This is a genomic window from Virgibacillus sp. Bac330, assembly GCF_003667845.1.
Taxonomy (GTDB): domain Bacteria; phylum Bacillota; class Bacilli; order Bacillales; family Amphibacillaceae; genus Virgibacillus; species Virgibacillus chiguensis.
In genome coordinates this window covers 2,692,663-2,708,851 of record NZ_CP033048.1, presented here as the reverse complement: position 1 = coordinate 2,708,851, position 16,189 = coordinate 2,692,663, and the positions used below count along the sequence as shown (strand labels likewise).

Annotated in this window: 15 protein-coding genes and 1 riboswitch; of the genes, 13 read left to right on the top strand and 2 right to left on the bottom strand. The window is 36.0% G+C overall.

Annotated features, from left to right (window positions below; genetic code table 11):
- Window positions 1–112: 112 nt before the first annotated feature.
- The 7 genes from D9780_RS12535 to D9780_RS12505 all read left to right on the top strand — a co-directional run bounded on the left by D9780_RS12535 (window position 113) and on the right by D9780_RS12505 (window position 8,371).
- Window positions 113–1,576, top strand: a complete 1,464-nt coding sequence (locus D9780_RS12535) for a CoA-acylating methylmalonate-semialdehyde dehydrogenase (protein WP_121640321.1) — start codon at window positions 113–115, stop codon at window positions 1,574–1,576.
- A gap of 12 nt (window positions 1,577–1,588) precedes the next feature.
- Entirely contained in the window at window positions 1,589–2,404 is an 816-nt protein-coding gene (iolB, locus tag D9780_RS12530; RefSeq protein WP_121640320.1) for a 5-deoxy-glucuronate isomerase, read from the top strand.
- A 212-nt stretch (window positions 2,405–2,616) separates the two neighbouring features.
- On the top strand, window positions 2,617–3,594 hold the full coding sequence (gene iolC / locus D9780_RS12525; RefSeq protein ID WP_121640319.1) for a 5-dehydro-2-deoxygluconokinase: 978 nt from the start codon (window positions 2,617–2,619) through the stop codon (window positions 3,592–3,594).
- A gap of 18 nt (window positions 3,595–3,612) precedes the next feature.
- Window positions 3,613–5,529, top strand: a complete 1,917-nt coding sequence (gene iolD / locus D9780_RS12520; RefSeq protein WP_121640318.1) for a 3D-(3,5/4)-trihydroxycyclohexane-1,2-dione acylhydrolase (decyclizing) — start codon at window positions 3,613–3,615, stop codon at window positions 5,527–5,529.
- Between the two features lie 54 nt (window positions 5,530–5,583).
- A complete protein-coding gene (fba, locus tag D9780_RS12515) occupies window positions 5,584–6,453 on the top strand; it encodes a class II fructose-1,6-bisphosphate aldolase (protein WP_073008813.1) in 870 nt (289 codons plus the stop codon).
- Window positions 6,454–6,860: 407 nt separating this feature from the next.
- Window positions 6,861–7,343, top strand: a complete 483-nt coding sequence (locus D9780_RS12510) for a hypothetical protein (protein WP_121640317.1) — start codon at window positions 6,861–6,863, stop codon at window positions 7,341–7,343.
- Window positions 7,344–7,816: 473 nt separating this feature from the next.
- Window positions 7,817–8,371 (top strand): cysteine hydrolase family protein, encoded by a 555-nt coding sequence (locus D9780_RS12505; RefSeq protein ID WP_121640316.1) that lies wholly within the window; start codon window positions 7,817–7,819, stop codon window positions 8,369–8,371.
- 336 nt (window positions 8,372–8,707) lie between these two features.
- On the opposite strand, the gene D9780_RS12500 is transcribed toward D9780_RS12505, so the two are convergent.
- Entirely contained in the window at window positions 8,708–9,490 is a 783-nt protein-coding gene (locus tag D9780_RS12500) for a hypothetical protein (RefSeq protein ID WP_121640315.1), read from the bottom strand.
- A gap of 348 nt (window positions 9,491–9,838) precedes the next feature.
- Window positions 9,839–10,531, bottom strand: coding sequence for a thiaminase II (gene tenA, locus D9780_RS12495; RefSeq protein WP_121640314.1), 693 nt, complete (start codon window positions 10,529–10,531; stop codon window positions 9,839–9,841).
- A 122-nt stretch (window positions 10,532–10,653) separates the two neighbouring features.
- Window positions 10,654–10,747, bottom strand: a riboswitch (TPP riboswitch).
- A gap of 399 nt (window positions 10,748–11,146) precedes the next feature.
- On the opposite strand from tenA, the gene D9780_RS12490 reads away from it, so the two are divergent.
- The 6 genes from D9780_RS12490 (at window position 11,147) to paaA (ending at window position 16,181) form a co-directional block, all read left to right on the top strand.
- Window positions 11,147–11,647, top strand: a complete 501-nt coding sequence (locus D9780_RS12490; RefSeq protein WP_205601079.1) for a DUF6434 domain-containing protein — start codon at window positions 11,147–11,149, stop codon at window positions 11,645–11,647.
- 40 nt (window positions 11,648–11,687) lie between these two features.
- On the top strand, window positions 11,688–11,870 hold the full coding sequence (locus D9780_RS21665; protein WP_121640313.1) for a class II aldolase/adducin head domain-containing protein: 183 nt from the start codon (window positions 11,688–11,690) through the stop codon (window positions 11,868–11,870).
- 458 nt (window positions 11,871–12,328) lie between these two features.
- A complete protein-coding gene (locus D9780_RS12480; RefSeq protein ID WP_073008987.1) occupies window positions 12,329–13,324 on the top strand; it encodes an NAD(P)/FAD-dependent oxidoreductase in 996 nt (331 codons plus the stop codon).
- Between the two features lie 16 nt (window positions 13,325–13,340).
- Complete coding sequence (locus D9780_RS12475; protein ID WP_121640312.1) at window positions 13,341–13,580, top strand: ferredoxin family protein; 240 nt, start codon at window positions 13,341–13,343, stop codon at window positions 13,578–13,580.
- Window positions 13,581–13,863: 283 nt separating this feature from the next.
- Window positions 13,864–15,186 (top strand): phenylacetate--CoA ligase family protein, encoded by a 1,323-nt coding sequence (locus D9780_RS12470; RefSeq protein ID WP_073008787.1) that lies wholly within the window; start codon window positions 13,864–13,866, stop codon window positions 15,184–15,186.
- Window positions 15,187–15,200: 14 nt separating this feature from the next.
- Window positions 15,201–16,181 carry a 1,2-phenylacetyl-CoA epoxidase subunit PaaA gene (gene paaA, locus D9780_RS12465; protein WP_121640311.1) on the top strand — a complete coding sequence of 327 codons (981 nt, stop codon included), beginning with the start codon at window positions 15,201–15,203 and terminating at the stop codon, window positions 16,179–16,181.
- The last annotated feature ends 8 nt before the right edge of the window (window positions 16,182–16,189 follow it).

The following is a 16,189-nucleotide window of genomic DNA, read 5'->3' as shown; positions in this document are numbered from 1 at the left end:
AATGATCAAACCTTGACTTTAATATAAGTTTAATATAATATTGAATTGTAATCAACATATAACTAAATGTTAATCAAAAGATAACAATAAAACTCAAAAAGAGGTGTTCATAATGGGTGAAATTAGAACTTTGAAAAACTTTGTGAATGGAAAATGGGTTGGAAGTGAAACGAAAACTTTTGAAGATGTTTTAAATCCAGCAACAGAGGAAGTCGTTGCAAGAGTTCCTATTTCCACAAAAAAAGAATTAAATGAAGCCGTAGAAATAGCCAGTGAAGCTTTTCAATCATGGAGTAACACTGCTGTACCAAAAAGAGCACGTATCTTATTTAAGTTCCAACAGTTACTCATGGAAAACAAGGAAGAGCTTGCTCGTTTAATAACAATTGAAAATGGAAAGGCATACAGTGAAGCTCTAGGGGAAGTGCAACGTGGAATTGAAAATGTAGAATTTGCTGCTGGAGCACCTTCTTTAACAATGGGAGATTCATTGTCATCCATTGCTACCGATGTAGAAGCGACCAATTATCGTTACCCTATTGGTGTAGTTGGCGGAATCTCACCTTTCAATTTTCCGATGATGGTGCCTTGTTGGATGTTCCCAATGGCCATTGCATGTGGAAACACATTTATTTTGAAACCATCCGAACGTACGCCACTTTTAACAGAAAAATTAGCAGAGTTATTTAAAGAAGCTGGTCTTCCAAATGGCGTGTTTCAAATTGTAAATGGTGCACATGACGTAGTAAATGGAATACTTGAACATCCAGAAATAAAAGCAGTATCTTTTGTAGGGTCAGAACCTGTTGGAAAGTATGTTTACCAAAAAGGTTCTGAAAACCTTAAGCGCGTGCAAGCTTTAACTGGTGCTAAAAACCATACCATTGTTTTAAATGATGCTGACTTAGATGAAACGATTCGTAATGTAATCGCTGCTGCTTATGGTTCTGCTGGTGAAAGATGTATGGCTGCATCCGTTGTGGCAGTAGAAGAAGGTATTTATGATGCATTTATGGAACAGCTGGTATCTGAGGCTAAACAGTTAAAAATGGGTAATGGATTAGATGAAGATGTGTTTTTAGGGCCAGTAATTCGCAAAGAACATCAACAAAAAACATTTGATTATATTCAAAAAGGTGTAGACGAAGGTGCTACATTAGTATTGGATGGCCGTGAAGGAATTCCAAGTGAAGGATATTTTGTCGGTCCAACTATATTTACGGATGTCACTCCAGAAATGACCATTTGGAAAGAGGAATTATTTACGCCTGTTCTTTGTGTTGTGAAAGTGAAGAATCTGGCAGCAGGAGTAGAATTGGCCAATAAATCTGTCTTCGCTAATGGCGCATGCTTGTTCACGAATAATGCAAATGCAATCCGTTATTTCCGTGAAAATATAGATGCGGGTATGCTCGGAGTTAACTTAGGTGTTCCAGCACCAATGGCATTCTTCCCATTCTCAGGATGGAAATCATCTTTTTATGGAACATTGCACGCCAATGGAAAAGACGGTGTTGAATTCTACACACATAAGAAAGTAGTTACCGCTAGATATGCAACAAAAGATTTTAAATAAAGGAGCATGGTGATGAGTAAGTTGCAATATAAACCGAACGATCATAAGGTTTCTGGAGTTACCATTTTGCAAGATGTTCATGAAAGAAATTCAGATTTAAAATACGTCGCATTTAAACTCATTCAGTTGGATGAGCAAGCGACTTATGCTGAAGAATTGACTGATAAAGAAGTATGTATTGTTGTTTTAACAGGAAAGGCTTCTGTAAAAACAGGAGATCAACTGTTTGAAGAATTAGGAACGCGCGATTCTGTATTTGAAAAGAAACCGACAGATAGTGTTTATATTTCAAAGGATTCTATATTTAAAATAGTTGCAAAAAGTGCTTGTAAGATAGCATTATGCTATGCACCTACAACAGAAAAACGGCAAGCTCAAGTGATACGGTCAGCTGATAACTCTGTAGAGCATCGAGGGAAATATCAGAATAAAAGAATGGTACACAATATATTGCCAGATAGTTCAGCTGTATCTAGTAGTTTATTAGTTGTAGAGGTATATACAGATGGGGGTAACTTTTCAAGTTACCCTCCTCACAAGCATGATCAGGATAACTTGCCAGAAGAATCATTTTTAGAGGAAACGTACTATCATGAAATAGACCCAGAACAAGGCTTTGTGTTCCAGCGTGTGTATACAGATGATCGTTCTTTAGATGAAACGATGAGTGTAGAGCATAGCGATGTCGTTTCCGTTCCCAAAGGCTATCACCCTGTTGGAGTGCCAGATGGTTACACTTCCTATTATTTAAATGTCATGGCTGGTCCTAAAAAGATTTGGAAGTTTCATAACGATCCAGATCATGAGTGGATTTTGAAGAGGAAGTAATACCTACTTTCATACGATTAAAAAATAGTTGTAGATAGATTCTGAATATATTGTATGGCGCTGTAACACCATTATCACAATAATTGGAGTTGTTTGCTGGACAAATCTAAGTGGTAGTTCACAGCGCCTCTAGTGCAGCAGTAAATCATGAAGAATCATTTTATTTTACTAGGTTAGCAAACTTTCTAAGTTGGAAATTGGAGGATAAAACCATGAGGTTAAAAAAAGGAAATAAAAAAATGGATATAATTGCTATTGGTAGAGCATGTATTGATTTAAATGCTGTTGAATATAATCGGCCAATGGAAGAAACCATGACTTTTCAAAAGTATGTCGGTGGTTCTCCAGCAAATATTGCTATTGGAACGTCAAATTTAGGGCTAAATGTTGGGTTTATTGGAAAAGTATCCGATGATCAGCACGGAAGATTTATAGCGACTTATATGGCTGGAAAAGGTGTAGATACTTCGAAAACGGTGGTGGATCAAGAAGGAAGGAAGTCGGGGTTAGCATTTACGGAAATTAAGAGTCCTAGTGAATGTTCTATTTTAATGTATAGAGATAATGTAGCAGACCTTTATTTAACACCACAGGAAGTGGATGAAAAATATATCCGTGAGGCTGAAGTTCTTTTAGTATCTGGAACAGCTCTTGCACAAAGTCCTTCTCGAGAGGCTGTATTAACTGCTGTTGCATACGCAAAAGCAAACGATGTAAAAGTTATCTTTGAAATCGACTACCGTCCATACACATGGAAGTCAGAGGAAGAAGTATCCACTTATTACACATTAGTAGCACAAAAAGCGGATATTGTCATCGGTACTCGTGATGAATTTGATATGTTGGAAGGGAAAGAAGGCGGAGATAATCAAGATACTGTAAAGGAATTATTTAAATATGAGCCTGAATTAATTGTCATTAAACACGGTGTCGAAGGATCTTTTGCATATAGTAAAGAGGGAAAAGAATATAAAGCGAACGCTTACAAGACCGAAGTTTTAAAGACCTTTGGTGCTGGGGATGCTTATGCTTCTGCATTTCTTTATGCGTTATTTAATGAGAAAGATGTAGAAACCGCTTTAAAATATGCTAGTGCAGCAGCAGCGATTGTTGTTAGTAAGCATAGTTCTTCTGAAGCGATGCCAACTGTTTCAGAGATTGAGGAATTAATCAACAATCAATCCCAATAGATATGGAGGCGAGATTTTATGGTAGCAACCATTCGTTTAACAACTGCCCAAGCGTTAATAAAGTTTTTAAATCAGCAGTATTTATCTGTTGATGGCAAAGAACATCCTTTTGTTGAAGGTATCTTTCATATATATGGCCATGGCAATGTTCTTGGAATTGGGGAAGCTTTAGAAGAAGACGCAGGCCACTTAAAAACCTTTATGGGAAAAAACGAACAGGGGATGGCTCATGCAGCAATTGCTTTTTCTAAACAATCCTTACGTAAAAAGATCTATGCTTTATCTAGTTCAGCTGGGCCAGGATCAGCGAATATGATCACAGCTGCCGGCACAGCTTTGGCGAATCAGATTCCTGTTTTATTCTTACCAGCAGATACATTTGCTACAAGACAGCCAGATCCAGTATTACAACAAATAGAACAAGAGTCAAGCATTGCTATTTCAACTAATGACGCATTCAAAGCTGTTTCGCGTTATTGGGATCGCGTTCAAAGACCAGAACAGCTAATGTCTGCTTTAATCAGAGCGTTTGAAGTAATGACCAATCCAGCTACGATGGGGCCAGCTACGATTTGCTTACCTCAAGATGTAGAAGGAGAAGCGTACAATTATCCGGTTGAATTTTTTCAAAAACGCGTACATTATATCAACCGTACAGTACCTACAAAGCGCGAAATGGAAGGAAGTGTAGAAAGAATTAAAAACAGTCGTCAACCAGTAATTGTTGTTGGCGGTGGTTGTAAGTACTCAGAAGCAAGAGAGGAATTAATCCACATCTCAGAACGACATGATATTCCATTAGTAGAAACACATGCTGGGAAATCGACTGTAGAGTGGCAATTCAAAAATAATTTAGGTGGACTAGGAATTTTAGGTACATCTGCTGCAAATAAGGTAGTTAAAGAGGCAGATCTAATAATTGGTATTGGTACAAGATATACCGATTTCACCACTTCTTCTAAAACGTTGTTTAATTTGGAGAAAAGTCAATTTCTTAACATTAATATAAGTCGTATGCAAGCATATAAGTTGGACGCATTTCAAGTTGTTGGTGATGCAAAAGCGACACTTAAAGAGTTAGCGCCACTATTAGAAGGATATAAGGCAAATTATGGTACGCAATTAGAAGAATTAAAAAGGGAATGGCTAGATGAAAGAACTCGTTTAGCAAATGTTCAATTTAAACGGAAAGATTTTGTTCCTGAAATAGACGGACAATTTTCACAAGAAACGTTAAACGAATACGCAAATGTTTTACAGACAGAACTAACGCAAACAGAAGTATTTGTTGCATTAAATGAATCGCTTAATGAAGACGCTATTGTTGTTTCGGCGGCTGGTTCATTACCAGGAGATATGCAAAGATTATGGAATCCGGTCGTTCCTAATACGTATCACTTGGAATATGGTTACTCTTGTATGGGGTATGAAATTGCTGGTGCATTAGGAGCACGTCTAGCGGAACCAGATAAAGAAGTGTATGCCTTTGTTGGTGATGGGAGTTTCTTAATGCTACATTCGGAACTTGTTACAGCTATTCAATACAATAAAAAAATTAATATTATTCTATTTGATAACTCTGGATTTGGTTGTATTAATAATCTACAAATGGGTAACGGGTGCGCAAACCAAGGAACAGAATTTAGAACAGCAGCTGGTACAATTTTAAACATAGACTATGCAAAAGTAGCAGAGGGTTACGGCGCTAAGACCTATAAAATAAGTAATCTTGATGAATTGAGACTAGCTATTGAAGATGCGAAAAAACAACCAAATTCCACATTAATTGAAATTAAAGTTCTTCCAAAAACAATGTCAGATGGCTATGAGGGAAGTTGGTGGAATGTCGGTTTATCTGAAGTTTCTAAACAGGAAAGTATAAATAAGGCATTTCAAAATAAGCAAGAAGCAATGAAGCAGGCGAAAGGTTATTAAGGAATAACTAACGTAAATGAGAAAGCTTTGCAAAATGAATTAGGAGAAATGAACATGGCATTAGTTACATTAAATGATATACTTCCTCAAGCTAAGCAAGCAGGATATGCTGTAGGACATTTTAACATCAATGGTCTTATTTGGCCACAAGCTATATTAGAGGCAGCTCAAGAGGCAAAGGCTCCTGTTATTATTGCTTCTTCGGATAGATTGGTGGATTATCTTGGTGGTTTCAAACTAATTTCTAATATGGTTCGTAATCTAATGGAAGTTCAGCAAATTACTGTTCCGGTTGTATTACATTTGGATCATGGGCAAAGTGTAGAAAGATGTTTTGAAGCGATTGACGCTGGATATAGCTCTGTGATGTACGATGGTAGCCACTTTCCAATTGATGAGAATATTAAAAATACGAAACAAGTAGTAGACTATGCACATGTAAATGGTGTATCCGTTGAAGCAGAAATTGGTACGGTTGGTGGTTATGAAGATGGTCTAATAGGCAATATTTGTTATGCCAATTTACGAGAATGTGTAGAGCTTGTGGAGAAAACAAGAGTTGATGCGCTTGCTGCTGCACTAGGTTCTGTACATGGCAAGTATGTTGGTGAACCAAAGCTAGGATTTAAGCAGATGGCTGAAATATCTAAAGAAGTTGAAATCCCACTTGTCTTACATGGAGCGAGTGGAATACCGTTAGACCAACTGCAAAGATCAATACGCTTAGGGCATGCTAAGATTAATATTAATACTGAAATGAATATAGCTTGGAGAGAAGCACTACAACAAAGTTTGGTAGAAAATCCAGAAGTATATGAGCCAAAGAAATTATTGGAGTTAAGTAAACAGGCAATAAAGGAAACAGTACATGAAAAAATCCAAGAATTTGGTTCAAGTAATAAAGCAATGAATAAAGTAGAATAGAAGTAATCGTTGATGCTTTGTTTTGTGTTTAACTTATAGTTAACTAAACTTGAAACATCATAGTAACCGTAGGGGGTCGAATTTGCTTTTGTGACTTTCTGCGGTTATTTTATGACGTTAATCAAGAAATTGTTGATGAAAGAATGAACAAATCCACCTATGAACGAATGTGGGTATAGGTAAAAAAGCTTTCCTATCTTAAGAGGTTTAACTGTGCAAAAAAACCGAACATATGTTAGTATAATTGTACAGATTAATTTTGAAAATTTAATTTTAGTGAGGTGAAATATTGTATAATTATCTAAATTACTTTTCAAATGAACAATTTTTTGAATGATTAAAATCCTTGATAGTAGAAGGCGTGTGCGAGGAATAAGATAACTTAACTTTGATGGAGGGATGCCAATATGAAAGCGAGCACTTTGGCCGTTTTTCAAGAAACATCGGGTTGTTTTAATTCGGTAAATGAATGGAACCACATGTATAATTTCTTTCACGCGAAGCAAACAGAAGAAATACTGTGCGATGAACAAGTAGGATATATGTTTACGGACGAAAAAGAAACAGAAGATGCTAAGCAGCATATATTACGAAAGGCATTTAATAACATCGTTTTTGTTGAGCGCATTCATCAAGTTGCTTACCGTAATGCTTTAATAAACTCAAATTTAAAAAAAGAAGAAGATCATGCTGATGAAATCTTTAAGCAATTGCAAGCAGCGTTAACTACTACGGAACAAAAGGACTTACTTACCGAATTAGAGGCTGCATGGAACAGTATGTATGCGGTTTTCTTAGAATACAGTTATTGTCAAGGTATAGCTGATAGTCCAGTGATTCATAAGGAACTAAAGCAATATGGAATTTGTATTTTGAAGGAATGTGCATAGGTTCATTTCATTTTACTTTTGCTTGCATTCTTACATGATAGAGTAAATAATACAGATAGGACACCCTGAAGTTAGCGCGATATTAAACTAACTGTTGGGTGTTTTTTATGATGGTATTCAATAAGTATAAGTTAGGAGAATGCCGGTGGGTGATATTGCAAATTAAACCATAAAGGGATCCATGTATGGCAATAAAGGTACTCTACCTAGCTTTTGACAAAAAATATAAACCTTGAAATATTTCTATTAATCTAAAAGTAGATGAGGAAGGGGAAGTACAATGAATAATAGAAACCCAACCGACAGTTCAATTGTCTTAATGATGTACAAGAAGGTATTCAAAAGTTGGCTAAAGAAATGGCTCACAATTTAGTTGCTTAAATTAGCTTTCTTTCTGGAAAAAATATTAAATTTTGCATTTACAATATGAGCATAATTATCAATGGTAAATAAAACATTAGGAGGAGAAACTCATGAGTGAAACGAAAAAAGCTTTAATTTTGGTCGATGTCCAAAAGGCATTTGATGATAAAAAATGGGGTGAGAGAAATAATCAAGAAGCAGAAGAGAATATGAGAAAAATACTACAATTTTGGAGGGAAAAGAAGTGGATAGTATTTCATATACAACACACGTCTGATAATCCTCATTCCGTATTTCATATGGCAAATAAAGGCTTTGCTATCAAAGAAATAGTTGAACCAATCGAGGGGGAAGTTATCATTACAAAAAAAGTAAACAGTAGTTTTATTGGTACTAACTTAGAAGAACAATTAAAAGCAAATGAAGTATCAACCGTTGTAATTATGGGATTGACTACACCGCATTGTGTATCAACGACTGCAAGAATGAGTGGTAATTTAGGGTTTGATACATATCTGATTTCAGATGCTACTGCAGCATTTGGATTGAAAGATCAACATAATAGATATTATGATGCAGAAACTATACATAATGTATCTATGGCTACATTGCATGGTGAATTTGCCACGATACGGACAACGGAGCAACTAATTAACAGTTTATAAAAAAATATTTCATTACAAGGTGCAATTATGCAATCCTTTCGTTTATCTCAAATAATTTAGAAAATGATGCAGTCAGGGTTTTTATCCGGGTATAAGGTGTTATAAGACTCCCGCTTCGAATTGAAGATGTGCGTTGATCAAGTCTGAGTGGTAGATAACAGCCCTAAATTCAGATTCGTTCAGATGCCTTTAAGTCATACCCTTGAGGTGCTAACAACCAGTGGGGGGATGGAAGAACCACTCATTGGAGTTCACTTCATGTACACTGGGTTCGCTTTAACTATTGTCCTCTTTCAAAAAAATCTGTTTTCCAACACCTCAAATTCATCGATAGACTTAATATTCAAATGGACGGTTATAGTTCCAATCTGAGTTGTGCAAAGTTGAAGAAATGCGGTCTATCTTATAGGAAATAGAAAATGAATCGCTTTCGCCATTTTTACTCCATGTTTCGAAAAAATAGATGATATAAGTATCATCATCAATAATTTCAGCTTTTGTTTCTTGGATTATATGGTATCCGTCAATTTCCACTTTAGAAATACCTTCTTTTTGTGGGAATTTTGCTAGCATTTCATCTCCCTCTGAGGCAAATTTTATAGCATCTTCTGCAGTAAATGGAGGGAGAGGCTCTGATGCAAATTGAAAACCGCCCCACATGAATGCCAATATAATAACTGGAAACGATAGACTAATCCAAATTGCTTTTTTGCTTTTTATTTTTATATAGAGAATGCGATCAATCACAGCATATAATAATGCCAGAAATGCGCCAAATAAAATGAATAACCAATTAAAAAGAAAAGAGTCAAGAGTCACCACAATAATACCGAAAAATCCTCCAAATAAACTATGTAATAAAATGTAAAGCCATTTATTTTTAAAGATGCCTTTTTTATGAATGAGCTCTACTATAATTGAAATAGGACTTCCATATAAAAGCAGTACAGGAAAAATATAAATGCTATAAATGAAAGTCCACCCTAAAAAGTCCACTTCTAAATAATAGGAAGCTGATTCTATTGGGAATAGATAAGAAATTGCAAAGTAGATAGCAGTAAAAATAGTAAGTATGTAAGAAGTAATAAGTTTTCTAAATAAAAGGGGGAGAGTGTTCATATTAACGCTCCTTCAAAATCAATAAATATGAGACAATTTTTTCACTACAAAATCGTTTTGACTGGATATAGAGCGAATTCATTCCTAGCTATAAAGAATTGTTATTCGTTCTTTATCATGTTGAAATAAATTGGAGATTAGGATATAACGTTACTATAAAGAAAAAAATCGCTATGTCCATTGCAGTTCCATTTTTCTATATGTTAACAATGATAAGAAATAATCATCAACCTGAAGCTTACAGATAGATGATTCTGTCCATTGAAAAATCAGTGAAAGATAGTTTTCTTTCACTGAATTTGTATTTATTTAACTTTAAATTGCGGGTTTAATCCAGCAGGTGGTCATTTAAGCCATCGAAGGCTCATGCCAATGTCTGTCAGAGAACCAATTTTCCTTTGTATAGGACATCTCCCAGAAGGCAAGCTCGTATTCTTTAGCAATGATAAATTGCTCTTTCATCTTTTCTTTTTCCTTCTCGGTAGATTCGGCTGCAATTTGATTAAGTAACTTAATCTGTTCATTGGTTGAATCTTGAAACCAGTCGCTTGCATAGGTAGCGATCCAATTTTGATAGATTTCTTCGGTTGGTTTGGCATTTTGGTACGTTTTTCCGATATCTGCGTATAACCAATAACAAGGCAACATGGCTGCAATCGCTTGACCTAGACTTCCAGATGCTGCAGCGCGATATAGGTGTGATGTATAAGCGTAAGCAGTTGGGGCTGGTTTGAAATGATCCCAATCTGTATCTGTGATGTTTAAGATTTCTGCATGCTGTTTATGCACGGTTAGCTCTGCTTGTGCAGTTCCTTTTGCTTTGTCAGCTAGCATCGCCGTTACTTGAAAATCTTCAGCCAATGTAGCTGCTAAGGCATGGACTTTTCCATAGTGCTTTAAGTAATAAATGTCTTGTAAAATATAATACTTGAAAATGTCTAGGGATAAATCACCTTTGGCGATCCCTTTTACAAATGGATGTTTTATACTTTGCTCCCAACTTTTTGCGGTTACCTCTCGTAATGTGTCTGTAAATGACATAAAAAATTCCTCCTCATACATATTTCATTGCTCGAGGAAGAAAGGGATATACTTAATACACGCAATCTATCTGTGTAAAAGGACTTTTGTCCATACACATAAACATGAAACAGATAACGCTGTTAAGTAGTTTTCCACTTCCCTCCGCTGGTACAAACCAGATCAGGTTCTAAGGGTCATTGTCTCAGCCGCCATTGGGCTCCCCTAGTAGAAACACTATACTTGAAGCATATCATAGTGTCATACAAAGTCAACCGTATTTTTCAAGAGATAAGAAAGCATAAAAATTTGATGCTATGGGATAACCAAATAACCGAATGAGCCACGTCTGGCTCCAGCGACCAGCAACTAGGCGACTTCATGAATCGTCCTACGATAAGTCATCATTGATTCGTGCTAAATAGGAAGGCCGGATAAAGACGGGCTTGCCGGGGGGCGGCGCATACTCCTGTTGCAGGAGCATGATTCCTAAAACTTTAGTCGATTCATTCCAGTCCCTACGTTGCTAAACGGGCGCCCTGAGCCTTTGTTCTAATATTATTTGTATTTGTTATAGCAGGTGGAAATAAAGCAACAAATGTTCTATAATAGATGTAATTGTTAGGGGGTAGTAAATTGAGACCAGTATTAACTAAGGATTTGGATGTGCAAGCTTTCAAAAATTACTATTGGTTAAAAGAAGAGTTACAATCTTTTTGTAAGCAATATGACATTGGTACTTCAGGATCAAAATTAGAACTTACGAACCGCATTGAAACTTTCTTGCTTACAGGTGAGATAAAAAAGCCAACCCGGAAAAGAAGCGGTAATAAAAAAGCAAAAACAAAAGACGAATTAAGCCTAGATACTGTAATTACGGAAAATCATCGTTGTAGTCAGCATGTGCGGGCTTTTTTTAAAACAATTATCCCGAATTTTCACTTCTCTACGCATATTCAAAACTATTTTAAAGAAAATGTAGGTAACACGTATCATGTAGAGCAAATTCATGCAGAATGCTTGGTTACAAATTTGCCATCCATAAGCGTGCTGGAAAAAATAGGGATGTGCAAAACGAAAGAAGCAGATGATAGGATAAAGTGGATATTGAAGAGAACCAGCGTTAACGAGGCTTAGTAAGATGCCTTGTTAACGCTGTTTATTAGCAAATCATGGTATTAATGTAGTTGGCAGTTCTCTTGCAGAAGCCTATGCTATTACAGAGCAACTGGAATTTTGTGCTCGCTTGTACTGGCAGTCCAAAGCAATTGGTGATCCCATCATATTAGCCGACGATGAAATGACGATGATGGTAGAAAGATTTAAAGATTATGGCCAACCTAAAGATACGCTAAAGTGAATTTTACAACGGTCTTAAAGCATTTTATAGTTGGGATAAAATAAACCTCCTCCCTTACTTCTTAACTCAGTGTAACAAAGATAAAAAAGAATAAGCATTTTAGATAAAACTCCTTTAGAAGTGAAGGGGTTTTATTTGTGTCTCCAATAATACTTATAAAATATTAAAATAATTAAATTAAATAAAATATTGACAAAATTTAATTTATGGTGGTACTATCTATATAACATTAATTTATATGCCGTTTATAAAACGTCATACAAAATATTGTTCTAATATTTCTTCTAAAGATATATCATGAAATAAATCGTCTATTTAAATGCTTGATAGATGAGAAGAAATATTTACCCTTCATACACTATAGGAAACCATCATGGATGCAGGACGAAATAATAGCTCCTAGATAAAATAGGAAGAGAGCTCTTATAAGCGGAGGTGAAAAAGTGAAAGAAGAATGTATGTATGATGTTACGATTATAGGTGGTGGACCAATAGGTTTATTTGCTGCTTTTTATGGGGGATTACGACAGATGAAAGTGAAAATCATCGAAACCTTACCTCATTTAGGTGGGCAATTGTCTGCATTATATCCTGAAAAGTATATTCATGATGTTGCGGCATATCCGAAAGTGAAGGCACAAGTATTAATTAATCAGTTAACGGAACAAGCAATGCAATTTAATCCCCATATTGTATTACAGCAAACGGTAGAAAATGTAGTAAAGGTTAATAACCAATATTTTCAACTTGCTACAGACAAAGAAGTGCATTATTCAAAAACAATTCTTATTACTGCTGGTATAGGAGCCTTTGAACCTCGACGAATAAAATTAGCAAACGCTTATACATACGAAGGAAAGAACTTACACTATTTTGTTCAAGATGTAAATCGTTATAAGGATAAAAACGTTTGTATATTAGGTGGTGGAGACTCAGCAGTAGATTGGGCAATGATGATGGAGCCAATAGCAAAAAATGTGAAAATAATTCACCGAAGAGAACAATTCAGGGCTCACGAACATACTGTTTCCAAACTGTTTGACTCTAAGGTTGACGTATTTACTCCGTTTCAATTACATGAAATTGTAGGAGAAGGAAAAATAGAAGAAATCACTATTCAAAACGTAAAAGACTCAGAAACGATAAAAATTCCGTTAGACGAATTAATCGCTAGTTATGGCTTTATATCTTCTTTAGGTCCGATTAAAAATTGGGGGCTAGAATTTGTGAAAAATGCTATTCAAGTAGATTCAGCTATGAATACGAATATCCAAGGTATTTACGCTGCTGGCGATGTTGTTACCTTCTATGGAAAAGTGAAGTTAATTGCTTCAGGATTTGGTGATGCCGTCACTGCAATTAGCAGTGCTAAAACGTATATAGATCCTAAAGCTAGGCATCAACCCCAACATAGCACAACTTTATTTGAAAAATGGGAAAAAATGAAAAACTGAGATTGGAGAGAGGAACATGGCGTTTGTTATTACATCTCCTTGCTCTTTTGAAAAGTCTGCTGAGTGTGTAGAAGTTTGTCCTGTAGATGCGATTTATTCAGGAAATGAAATGTACTACATAGACCCTGACATATGTATAGACTGTGCAGCATGTGAGCCAGTTTGCCCAGTTCAAGCTATATATGCAGAAGAAGACGTCCCTGAAAAAGAGAAGGAATATATTGAGAAAAACAGAGATTTTTTTCTAGCACTGTAGGAAAGGAGTTCATTTAATGGATTATCGTATAAACAAAATTAAAGGCGTCTATAACCATAATGATTTGTCGATAGTGAAGTTCTTCTAATAGTATAGGTGAAATGAAAACGCTTTTTACTATAGGGAATTCGTAAAAAGTCATGTTTTTCAATTATAAATAAGGTAGGGCGAAAAATGAAAAAAACTTATATAGCTACGGATTTTTTTAGCAGAAAGTCCGTATCCTAATGGAAAATTTCATCTAGAGTATTTGCGCAAATACAATGAATAGGTAGGTGAAATCATGTTTTATAATCAAGAAATGGAAACGCTTCCTAGAGAAAGTATGGAAAAACTTCAATTATCAAGACTTAAAAAAACAGTGCAAACCGTTTACAATAAAACCCCATATTATCATAAAAAATTTGCAGCATTAAATCTAACCCCAAACGACATTCAATCCTTAGAAGATATTCAGAAATTACCATTTACGCAAAAGAAAGATCTGCGTGATAATTATCCATTCCAATTATTTGCACTACCAATAAGTGTTATTGATAGAATCCATGCTTCTAGTGGTACAAGTGGCAAACCGACTGTTGTAGGATACACTAGAAACGATTTGGAAGTATGGGCGGAAATTGTTGCAAGAGCAATTGTTGCTTGTGGAGGAAATAAGCAACGTATTCTACAAAATGCATTTGGTTATGGTTTGTTTACTGGTGGGCTTGGTTTACATTATGGATCAGAAAAACTAGGAATGGCCACGGTCCCCGTTTCAGGAGGAAACACAGAAAGGCAAGTGTTATTAATAGAAGATTTTAAACCTAGCGTCATTGTTGGTACTCCTTCCTATATTTTAAATATTGCTGACAAAATGGAACAATTAGGAAAAGATCCCCGAAAAACCAGCTTGCAATATGGAATATTTGGTGCTGAACCTTGGTCAGAGAAGATGCGCAAAGAGTTAGAAGAGAGATTAGGAATTAAAGCCATGGATATTTATGGATTAAGTGAAGTGATGGGACCTGGAATTTCTTGTGAATGTTTACAAGCACAATCTGGTCTGCATGTCGCTGATGATCATTTTTATGTGGAAGTCATTCATCCAGATACGTTGGACCCCGTACCAGAAGGAGAAGAAGGGGAGCTTGTTTTTACTAGTTTAACCAAAGAAGCTTTTCCAATTATTCGTTATCGTACTGGTGATATAGCTTCCATTACGAAAGAACCTTGTATATGCGGTAGAACAACAACGAGAATGTCGCGTGTAAAAGGAAGAATTGATGATATGCTTATTGTTCGTGGCGTGAATGTTTACCCGACAGAGATAGAGAGCGCTCTATTGGAGATGAAGGAGCTAGAACCACATTATCAGCTTTATGTTGTGAATCAAGGCTCATTAGATAAAGTGTTGTTAAAAGTAGAGATCAATGAAACGATGTACCGACAATTAGATGGGGACTTAGAGCATGCAAAAATAAAAGCGCTTTCTAATCAAGTTTTTCAACAATTAAAAAGCAAATGTCTCGTTAGTATAGATGTTAGCATTGAACATCCTGGTACGATCCCTCGATCGATGGGGAAAGCGATTCGTGTTGTCAGAGACAGCGGAATAAAAATTTAAGGAGGTTGCAAACCATGGTTTTAACTCCTTTTGACCAATTAACAGCTGATGAAAAATATGATCATTTTATGGAAAGGATTGAAAAGGGTGAAAAAATAGAGGCGGAAGATTGGATACCAGACGAATATAGAAAGGCATTGATACGTTTAATTTCGATGCATGGGATTAGTGAAATTATGGGGGCACTCCCTGAAAAAGAATGGGTACCTAAGGCACCAACTTTACATCGAAAATTAGCTATTATGGCTAAAGTTCAGGATGAAATGGGACATGGTCAGTTGCTGTTACGCGTCGTAGAAGATTTAATCCAACCATTGGGGAAAACAAGAGACCATATTATGGAGGATTTATTTACAAAACGGCTTAAATTTCATAATGTCTTTCATATGCCTGCACCATCATGGGGAGATGCAGCTATTATTGCTTGGTTAGTGGATGGAGCGGCTATTTTATCACAAACGATGATGTTAAATACTTCTTATGGACCATATGGAAGAGCATTGAAAAGAATTTGTCAGGAGGAATCCTTCCATGCGAAACATGGAGAAAGCTTGACACTAGCTTTGGCTAGTGGAACGGAAAAACAAAAAGCCATGTTACAGGAAGCACTTCATCGTTGGTGGGAATCGTTATTAACCTTTTTTGGCCCCAAGTCAAAGCAAGAAACAGGTCACACCAATGTTGATATTGGTATAAAGTATAAACTCCGAACAAAAACAAATGAGCAATTACGGCAAGAATTTTTAACGAAATATGTACCAAAAATTCAATTACTTGGATTAAGCATTCCAGACGAACAGTTGCGTTTTGATGAAGATACACAAGAATGGCGTTATACAGAGCCAGATTGGCAGAAATTCAAAAGAATAGTAGCTGGGAATGGACCAAAATCAGATGAAAGGCTAGCTTTGCGCAGGAATTCTTATGAAAATAGTCAATGGGTTCGAGATGCGTTAAGGCATTTCAAAGAACAAGCAAGCGAACATGTTGGATGACGGAGAGG

Excerpts from the sequence above, each read along its gene's own strand:
- D9780_RS12475 (WP_121640312.1), top strand. The coding sequence starts at position 13,341 with ATGGCGTTTGTTATTACATCTCCTTGCTCTTTTGAAAAGTCTGCTGAG.
- iolD (WP_121640318.1), top strand. The coding sequence starts at position 3,613 with ATGGTAGCAACCATTCGTTTAACAACTGCCCAAGCGTTAATAAAGTTT.
- D9780_RS12535 (WP_121640321.1), top strand. The coding sequence starts at position 113 with ATGGGTGAAATTAGAACTTTGAAAAACTTTGTGAATGGAAAATGGGTT.
- paaA (WP_121640311.1), top strand. The coding sequence starts at position 15,201 with ATGGTTTTAACTCCTTTTGACCAATTAACAGCTGATGAAAAATATGAT.
- tenA (WP_121640314.1), bottom strand. The coding sequence starts at position 10,531 with ATGTCATTTACAGACACATTACGAGAGGTAACCGCAAAAAGTTGGGAG.
- fba (WP_073008813.1), top strand. The coding sequence starts at position 5,584 with ATGGCATTAGTTACATTAAATGATATACTTCCTCAAGCTAAGCAAGCA.
- D9780_RS12480 (WP_073008987.1), top strand. The coding sequence starts at position 12,329 with ATGTATGATGTTACGATTATAGGTGGTGGACCAATAGGTTTATTTGCT.
- D9780_RS12510 (WP_121640317.1), top strand. The coding sequence starts at position 6,861 with ATGAAAGCGAGCACTTTGGCCGTTTTTCAAGAAACATCGGGTTGTTTT.
- iolC (WP_121640319.1), top strand. The coding sequence starts at position 2,617 with ATGAGGTTAAAAAAAGGAAATAAAAAAATGGATATAATTGCTATTGGT.
- D9780_RS12470 (WP_073008787.1), top strand. The coding sequence starts at position 13,864 with ATGTTTTATAATCAAGAAATGGAAACGCTTCCTAGAGAAAGTATGGAA.
- D9780_RS12505 (WP_121640316.1), top strand. The coding sequence starts at position 7,817 with ATGAGTGAAACGAAAAAAGCTTTAATTTTGGTCGATGTCCAAAAGGCA.
- D9780_RS12500 (WP_121640315.1), bottom strand. The coding sequence starts at position 9,490 with ATGAACACTCTCCCCCTTTTATTTAGAAAACTTATTACTTCTTACATA.
- iolB (WP_121640320.1), top strand. The coding sequence starts at position 1,589 with ATGAGTAAGTTGCAATATAAACCGAACGATCATAAGGTTTCTGGAGTT.